This is a genomic window from Streptomyces laculatispora (assembly GCF_017353455.1).
Lineage (GTDB): Bacteria > Actinomycetota > Actinomycetes > Streptomycetales > Streptomycetaceae > Streptomyces > Streptomyces laculatispora.
Genome location: NZ_JAFMPZ010000335.1, coordinates 1 through 7,722 on the forward strand (window position 1 = coordinate 1; position 7,722 = coordinate 7,722).

At 73.1% G+C, this 7,722-nt stretch carries 8 protein-coding genes; 4 read left to right on the forward strand and 4 right to left on the reverse strand.

Annotated elements, in window-relative coordinates; genetic code table 11:
* Together J1C73_RS18065 and J1C73_RS18070 are read right to left on the reverse strand one after the other, a co-directional pair.
* Positions 1–260, reverse strand: a 260-nt coding sequence (locus J1C73_RS18065; RefSeq protein ID WP_207317311.1) for an ATP-binding cassette domain-containing protein, incomplete at its 3' end; no start/stop codon positions are given.
* Positions 261–271: 11 nt separating this feature from the next.
* A complete protein-coding gene (locus tag J1C73_RS18070) occupies positions 272–949 on the reverse strand; it encodes an AIM24 family protein (protein ID WP_207317304.1) in 678 nt (225 codons plus the stop codon).
* Positions 950–1,020: 71 nt separating this feature from the next.
* Between J1C73_RS18070 and J1C73_RS18075 the strand changes: the two genes are divergently transcribed.
* The 3 genes from J1C73_RS18075 (at position 1,021) to J1C73_RS18085 (ending at position 4,245) form a co-directional block, all read left to right on the forward strand.
* Positions 1,021–1,788, forward strand: coding sequence for an aminoacyl-tRNA hydrolase (locus J1C73_RS18075; RefSeq protein WP_207317305.1), 768 nt, complete (start codon positions 1,021–1,023; stop codon positions 1,786–1,788).
* Positions 1,789–1,909: 121 nt separating this feature from the next.
* On the forward strand, positions 1,910–3,223 hold the full coding sequence (locus J1C73_RS18080; RefSeq protein WP_207317306.1) for an MbnB/TglH/ChrH family RiPP precursor modification enzyme: 1,314 nt from the start codon (positions 1,910–1,912) through the stop codon (positions 3,221–3,223).
* A gap of 5 nt (positions 3,224–3,228) precedes the next feature.
* Entirely contained in the window at positions 3,229–4,245 is a 1,017-nt protein-coding gene (locus tag J1C73_RS18085) for a TIGR04222 domain-containing membrane protein (RefSeq protein WP_207317307.1), read from the forward strand.
* Between the two features lie 203 nt (positions 4,246–4,448).
* Here the strand turns inward: J1C73_RS18085 and hemQ are convergent, their stop codons facing one another.
* Both hemQ and hemG read right to left on the reverse strand, forming a co-directional pair.
* Complete coding sequence (gene hemQ / locus J1C73_RS18090) at positions 4,449–5,183, reverse strand: hydrogen peroxide-dependent heme synthase (RefSeq protein ID WP_207317308.1); 735 nt, start codon at positions 5,181–5,183, stop codon at positions 4,449–4,451.
* 4 nt (positions 5,184–5,187) lie between these two features.
* Positions 5,188–6,696, reverse strand: a complete 1,509-nt coding sequence (gene hemG, locus J1C73_RS18095; protein WP_207317309.1) for a protoporphyrinogen oxidase — start codon at positions 6,694–6,696, stop codon at positions 5,188–5,190.
* Positions 6,697–6,823: 127 nt separating this feature from the next.
* Here hemG and J1C73_RS18100 point away from each other — a divergent pair.
* A partial coding sequence (locus tag J1C73_RS18100; RefSeq protein WP_207317310.1) for a DUF4349 domain-containing protein occupies positions 6,824–7,722 on the forward strand: 899 nt, incomplete at its 3' end.

The following is a 7,722-nucleotide window of genomic DNA, read 5'->3' on the forward strand; positions in this document are numbered from 1 at the left end:
CCCGAGCGGTTCCCGGCGGCGGTGAAGGGCAGCGCCGCCGGGAACCGCTCGGGGACGTACGCCGTGCGCGGCCTGTCGCCGCGGATCCGGCCCTCGGTCGGGGCGTCGATACCGGCGAGGAGCCGCAACAGGGTGGACTTCCCGGTGCCGTTGGCCCCCTCGATCCGGACGAGGGCGCGCGCGGGCAGGCCGAGGTCGACCCCGCGCAGCACCCAGGGGCCGGCGAGGCCGTACCGCCGGCCCACTCCCCGCAGCCGCAGGATGTCCGCGCTCAGTTGGCGGACGCCTTCTCGGGCTTGACCTCGCTGGGACGTATGATCACGAACCCCTCGCCGTCCAGACGCAGTTGGACGGCCTCGCCAGAACCGCCGCGCAGCATCGAGCCGACGCTCTGCGAGCGGTGCAGCGACGTGGTGAGGTGGGCGCTCCACCCGACGACCGCGTCCGTGTCGACGCACACCGGCTGCTGAGGCGTGACGGGGATCACGATGGGGTGCCCCTCGCACATCAGGCCGAGCTTCCCGTACCCGGTGAAGACGCTGTTGAAGAGGCCGCCGCCGGTCATCCCGGCGCCCTTCACGGTCTTGATCTCGTAGGCGAGGGTGGGGTCGAAGCAGAGGACGTTGCGGCCGTTGATGGTGAGGACGTCGCCCTGCTCCATCTCCACGATGAAGCAGTTGGCCGCCTCGTGCGCGAACCACGCCTCACCCTGGCCGCGCACCGCCATCAGCGGCAGCCCCTCGCCGGTGACGGCACGCTTGAGCATGCCGCCGAGCCCCTGGCCCTTGCGCTCGAACTGGAGATCGCCCCGGAAGGCGATCATCGATCCCTGGCGGGCGTGCATCTCGCCACTGACCGCGTACTTGATCGATTTGGCGTTCTGCAGGGTCATTCCGGGGGCGGTTGCCTGCTCCGCCATGTGCTCGCTGGAGAAAAGATCGCTCTTCATGCGGTGCATCCTCACCCGGAGGGATTCATTCCGCCAAGAGCCGGATTTTGGGCGGCTGGCAGACTGGACGGGTGAGCAGCAACGACACTCCCGTATCCCTGTCCGAGACCGCCGGCCTGCCTGCGGACAGCCCCTTCCGTCCCGAGCGGACGAACCGGGACGAAGCGCAGCAGTACGTCCTCCCGCTGGTGGTCCACATCGAGAAGACGGCTCCCCCGGCCCGCACCGACGCGCTGCGCACGGCGGCTCGCGCGGTGCTGGTGATGCTCTCCGACGAGCGGTCGGTGGGCGAGGGCGAGTGGGCGCAGGCGATGCGGGACTGGCAGGACGCCCGGATCCGCAAGGTGGTGCGGCGGGCGCGCGGCGCGGAGTGGCGCAAGGCCTGCGCACTGCCCGGGATCACGGTCACGGGCGAGAGCGCCGAGGTGCGGGTCTTCCCGCCGGTGCCGCTGGACGGCTGGCCCAAGGAGCTCGCCAAGCTCCAGGTATCGGGGACGGAGCTGGAGGACCCCGAGCCGCCTGCCGCGCCGGACCTCGCCGGGCCGGTCCTCTGGCTGAACCCGGAGCTCGACATGTCCGCGGGCAAGGAGATGGCACAGGTCGGGCACGGGGCGCAGCTCGCCTGGTGGGAGCTGTCGGAGCCGGAGCGCAACGCATGGCGCGAGGCGGGCTTCCCCCTCTCGGTCGCCACCGCGGAGGCGGACCGCTGGCGGGAACTCGCGCTGAGCGGACTGCCGGTGGTGGAGGATGCCGGATTCACCGAGATCGCCCCCGGGAAGACCGTGGTGGCCGAGGGTGCCCACCGGGTCGGTTCCCTTCCGGCGCTGCGGCAGCGGTAGGGCGCCGACCCCGGTAGCGGGCTTCGGGAACCTCAAATCAAGCTCTGAACGTCCCTCTCCTCGGATTCACCGCCGTGTGCCGGGGCCATGACCCCTGCACGGAGTGGACGAGGGGGAGACCATGAAGCTGGGTATCGGTATCGGCTGGCGGCCGGAGATCGCCGACGCGGTGGAAGCGCTGCCGGGGATCGACTGGGTGGAGGCGGTCGCGGAGAACCTCTGCGCCGACCACCTGCCCGCCTCCCTGGAGCGGCTGAGGGAGCGTGGCGTCACCGTGGTGCCGCACGGGGTCTCGCTCGGTCTCGGCGGGGCCGACCGCCCCGACCCCGGTCGGCTCGCCGACCTCGCGGCGCGGGCCGCGCTGCTGGGCACGCCGCTGGTGACCGAGCACATCGCGTTCGTACGGGCGGGAGGAGCGCGCACCGCGTCGCCCGCGCTGGAGGCGGGGCACCTGCTGCCCGTACCGCGCACCTGGGCGGCGCTGGACGTGCTGTGCGAGAACGTGCGGATCGCGCAGGACTCGCTTCCGGTGCCGCTGGCCCTGGAGAACATCGCCGCGCTGATCCGCTGGCCGGACGAGGAACTGACCGAGGGACAGTTCCTGGCCGAGCTGGTCGAGCGCACGGGGGTCCGGCTGCTCATCGACGTGGCCAACCTGCACACCAACCGCGTCAACCGGGACGAGGACCCGGCCAGGGCCCTCGACGAGCTTCCGGTGGAGGCCATCGCGTACGTGCATGTGGCGGGCGGCGTCGAGAAGGACGGGGTCTGGCACGACACACACGCCCACCCGGTCACCGAGCCGGTCCTCGACATCCTGGCCGAGCTGCGCTCCCGGATCAGCCCGCCCGGAGTCCTGCTGGAGCGCGACGACGACTTCCCGCCGATCGCCGAGCTGGCGGGCGAACTGGACGCGATCCGCGCCACGCTCGACGCGGGCCGTGTGCGGCCGGTGAACCGGAAGGCATCCCCGCGCACCGAGTCACCGGACGGCCCCCGGCGCCCGCAGGAACCGGTGGACACCGACGCCGTCCGGGACCGGGTCGCGGTCGCGCAGACCTCGCTGCTCTCCGCCCTGGTCGCCGGTACCCCCGTTCCGGAGGGCTTCGACCACCACCGGCTCGGCATCCAGAGCCGGGCGCTGGCCGCCAAGCGCGCCGATGTCGTCGCCAAGGTGGCACCCGAACTCCCGGAGATCCTGGGGCAGGCCTACCGGGGAGCGTTCCTCGCGTACGCCAAGGCCCGCCCGATGCCGGCCGGTTACCGGCGCGACGCGCTGGACTTCGCCGAGCAGCTGCTCATCGCGGGCCGCCCCGGGGACGACGCGGCCCGCCGCCGGCTGACCCACTGGTGGCAGGACCGGGCCGCCCCGCGTCCGCCCCGCCGCACCACCCGGCTGGCGCGGGCGGCCCGGTCCGTACTCGCGGGAAGGTGACCGGGATGAACACTGCGGCTCTGATGCTGACGATCTCCGTCGCGCTCTCCTCGACGCTGCTGATCATCTCGGTCCGCCGCGCGGGACGCGGGCCGGGCGGCCCCGTCCACGACCTCTCCGAGGTGGCCTTCCTGAACGGCGGGCCGGGCCGGGTGGTGGACACGGCGCTCGCCGCGATGCACGCGGACGGCCGGCTGGTCGTCGGCGGGCCCGGCATCGTCGCGGTCCAGCGGCCGGTCGCCCACGACCCGGTGGAGCGGGCCGTCCTCCAGGAACAGGCCGAGGCCCCGAGCGGTGCGCTGCACACCCTGCGGAACACGGCGATGCGCCATGCCGCGGTGCAGGAGATCGGCGACGGACTGGCGGCGCGCGGCCTGCTGGCCGCGCCCCGGGCGAACCGGACACGAGTCCGCTGGGGTATGGCGCAGGGGCTGCTCTGCCTGCTCGGGCTCCCGGCCGCCCTCGCCGTGACCATCCATCAGTTCACCTCGACGGACTCCTCCACCGATTCGTCCTTCCCGTTCTTCCTGAAGGTGCTCCCGGTGCTCGTCGCCGGGGCCGTCATCGGTTTCGTCTGCGCGTCCGGCTCCCGGTCCCGGATCACCAAAGCGGGCCGCAGGGCGGCCGCGGAGTACCGCACCGCCAACGCGTCGCGGACCGATCCGGCCCATCTGATGGCGACCGCCGGGCCGCGGGCCCTGCCCGATCCCGAGCTGCGGAGGCATCTGCTCACGGCGTCCCGGACGAGGCCGGCCGGGCTGTCCACGCCGTCGCACCACTCCTCGGGCTCCTCCGACGCGCTGCTCATGGCGACGGTGTGGTGCGCCGGTACGACCCCGGGCGGGGGCGGATGCGGAAACTCCTCCGGGCACAGCGGCGGGGGTGGAGGCAGCGGGTGCGGTTCGGGGTCCAGCTGCGGATCGGGGTCGAGCTGCGGCTCCGGATCGAGTTGCAGCTCCGGATCGAGTTGCAGCTCGGGGTCCAGCTGCGGCGGCGGGTCGAGCTGCGGCAGCAGCTCATGAGGGGCGCCCGAGAGGGCATCGGGCGGTCACCGTCCGGATGGCGTGGGGCCGTGCACACCGGCCCCTGAAACGACGCCGGTGCGGCGCGCAGGCTGCGCGCCGCACCAGGAGCCGAACCCGGTGTCGCTGGAACGGCGGGCGGCACACAGTGCCGCGGTGCCCGCCGTCTGATCTTCCGGGTTGGGGTGGTCGGAACCCGCTCGCTACGCGAGCCCGGCCACCAGGTCTGCGACCGACTTGCGCCGGCCGGTGAAGAAGGGAACCTCCTCGCGGACGTGCATCCGCGCCTCGGAGGCCCGCAGGTGACGCATGAGGTCGACGATGCGGTGCAGCTCGTCGGCCTCGAAGGCCAGCACCCACTCGTAGTCGCCGAGGGAGAAGGAGGCGACGGTGTTGGCGCGCACGTCGGGGTAGCCGCGGGCCATCTTGCCGTGGTCGGCGAGCATCCGGCGACGGTCCTCGTCGGGCAGCAGGTACCAGTCGTAGGAGCGCACGAAGGGGTACACGCTGATGAAGTCGCGCGGCGTCTCGTCGGCGAGGAACGCCGGGACGTGCGACTTGTTGAACTCGGCGGGGCGGTGCAGCGCCATGTTCGACCAGACCGGCTCGAGGCCTCTGCCCAGCCGGGTGCGCCGGAAGAGGTTGTACGCCTCCTGCAGGGCCTCCGCGGTCTCGGAGTGCCACCAGATCATCACGTCGGCGTCGGCGCGCAGTCCGGAGACGTCGTAGGTGCCACGAACGGTGACGTCCTTGGCCGCGAGCTGGTCGAACAGCTCCTGGACCTCACCGGAGTACGCGGCGCGGTCCGTGTCGGCGGGCAGCACGTCGCGAAGCTTGAAGACGGACCACAGCGTGTAGCGGACGACGTCGTTGAGGTCCTTCGCCTTCTTGCCGGCGTTGGGGCCCTTGCTTGATGTCACAGTCTCAGGAGCGCTCATACGGCTATTGTCCCGCCTCGCTCCCTGTGCCCTGAACCAGGGTGGGGGTGGCGATGATCTCCCCCGTGGTCTCCCGCGTGTCCGCGCCGCTCTCCCCGGCGACGTCGCGGACGATCTCGTCCGCCGCGCGGTGGGCGCTCGCGATGCAGCCCGGGATGCCGACCCCGTCGTAGACCGCGCCGCAGACCCGCAGCGCGGGCAGCTTGGCGACCTCCTCGCGAATCCGGGCGACCCGGCCGAGATGGCCGACGGGGTACTGGGGCAGTCCGCCGATCCACCGGGTGACCTCAGTGGCCACGGGCTCGGCGGCCAGTCCGGTCGCCGCCGCGAGATCGCGCAGCGACACCTCGACGAGCTCCGCGTCCTCGCGGTGCAGATGGTCCTCCTCGCCGTACCTGCCGACCGAGGTCCGCAGGAGGAACAGACCGGGGGCCGCGTCGGCGACCCACTGCCACTTCTGGCTGGAGAAGGTGGCGGCCTTGATGGTGCGGCCGTCGACCGGGGGCACCAGGAAGCCGGAGCGTCCCTCCAGCGTTCCGGCGGCGGTCACGTCGGAGCGCCGGAAGGCCATGGTGATCAGGGCCATCGACGCGTACTCGACGCCCGCGAGCTCGGCGGAGGCGGCCGGGGACTCGGCGGCGAGCAGGGTGGACGCGGACCAGGCGGGGGCGGCGAGGACGATGCCGTCGGCGGCGATCACCCGGGTGTCGGTGCGGACGTCCCAGCCGGAGGCGGTACGGGTCAGCCCGAGCACCGGGGTCTCGGTGAGGATCTCGCCGCCCCCCGCGCGTACGGCGTCGGCGACCGCGTCCGGGAGGGTGCCGATGCCGCCGGCGATGCCCTGGAAGACCGGCCCGGTCTGCTGCCGGGCCGCGGCCTGCTCCTGGATGCGGGTCACCCCGTCGAGCAGTGAGCCGCCCTGCCGGGCAACCTCGAAGAGCTGCGGTACGGCGGCGCGCATCGAGATCCGGTAGGCGTCGCCCGCGTACACCCCGCCGAGCAGCGGCTCCACCAATCGGTCGACGACCTCGCGGCCGAGCCGGTCGGCCACGTACGCGCCGACCGCGACATCGTCGCCGACGGCGGTCGGGGTGAGGTCGCGCTCCTGAGCGATCCGGGCGAGCCCCTCGGGCGAGAGCACCTCGCCGAGCGCCGCCGGGTCGCCGGGCACGCCCATCACATGGCCCTTGGGCATGGGGCGCAGTGCGTCGCGTGTCCACAGGGAGGCGGTGGCGGTGGCGGGCGGCTGGAGGCGGTCGCCGAGGCCGACGGCGCGGGCCAGGCCGACCGCCTCCGGGCGGCGGGCCAGCATCGATTCGGCGCCGAGGTCGACCTGGACGCCCGCGACCTCGCCGGTCCTGAGTTTGCCGCCGAGCCGGTCGGTCGCCTCCAGGAGGGTGACCCGCAGCCCGGTGCCGAGAAGCCGGTGGGCGGCCGCGAGTCCGGCGATGCCGCCGCCGATGACGACGACGTGTCCCGTGGCCCTGTCCGCGCGGTTTGCTGAACGCTGCATGCCCCCACTCTCTCAAACCTCTTCCGAGTCCTGACCGTGACCGCTTCGAAACCGGTATCGCGCAACCCTGACCGGCCCCCCGTACGTCGAACCGGCACCATCAATCACCCGTCCTGGGGGGACAGTTATGCAGACAGCACCATCCACGCGTACCGGCAGACGTCCGGGCCGTCCGGCAGCCCGCCCCGCCCGCACCGCGCTCGCCGCCGGACTGCTCACCGCCGTGCTGGCGTTGAGCGGCTGCGGCGCGGCCGGCGACGACTCCGGAGGGAGCTCCGACAAGCGGGCGGCCGCCCCGGCGCGGCAGGGCAAGGCGGATGCCGCCGCCGGGGACGCGAAGCAGGGGGCGGGCGGTTCGGCGGCGGCGAAGAAGCCGAACCCGCTGACCACCGCTCATGTCATCCGTACCGCCTCGCTCTCCGTCGAGGTGAAGAGCGCGCCGAAGGCAGCGGCCGCCGCGCGTGCGACCGCGGAGGCGGCGGGCGGGCTGGTCGCCGACGAGAGGACCGAGCAGGTCGACGACACGCACGACTCCTCGCACCTGGTGCTGCGCGTTCCGCAGGGCGAGTACGACCGGGTGCTGGGGGACCTCTCCGGGACGGGCAGGCTGCTCTCCCGGACGTCGGCCGCCAAGGACGTCACCGATCAGGTCGTCGACGTGGAGAGCCGGATCGCCACCCAGCGCACGAGTGTGGCGCGGGTGCGCAAGCTGATGGACCGGGCCGACGCGCTGACCGATGTGGTGACGCTGGAGGGCGAACTGAGCAGCCGTCAGTCGGAGCTCGAGTCGCTGCTGGCCCAGCAGGCCTCGCTCAAGGACCGCACCACGCTGGCCACGATCACGCTCGACCTCTCGGAGCCGGCTGACGCCGACGCCGCGGACGACGAGGACGGTCCGGGGTTCGTGGACGCCGTGGGCGGCGGCTGGCACGCGTTCGTGACGATGGTGCGGTGGCTCGCGATGGCAGTGGGGGCCACGGCTCCGTTCCTGGCCGTGGCCCCCACTGCCATCGCGAGCCACCGCAC

What these genes read in the sequence shown, in the direction of transcription:
- J1C73_RS18070 (WP_207317304.1), bottom strand. Translation starts at nt 949, where the DNA reads ATGAAGAGCGATCTTTTCTCCAGCGAGCACATGGCGGAGCAGGCAACC.
- J1C73_RS18080 (WP_207317306.1), top strand. Translation starts at nt 1,910, where the DNA reads ATGAAGCTGGGTATCGGTATCGGCTGGCGGCCGGAGATCGCCGACGCG.
- J1C73_RS18085 (WP_207317307.1), top strand. Translation starts at nt 3,229, where the DNA reads ATGAACACTGCGGCTCTGATGCTGACGATCTCCGTCGCGCTCTCCTCG.
- hemQ (WP_207317308.1), bottom strand. Translation starts at nt 5,183, where the DNA reads ATGAGCGCTCCTGAGACTGTGACATCAAGCAAGGGCCCCAACGCCGGC.
- hemG (WP_207317309.1), bottom strand. Translation starts at nt 6,696, where the DNA reads ATGCAGCGTTCAGCAAACCGCGCGGACAGGGCCACGGGACACGTCGTC.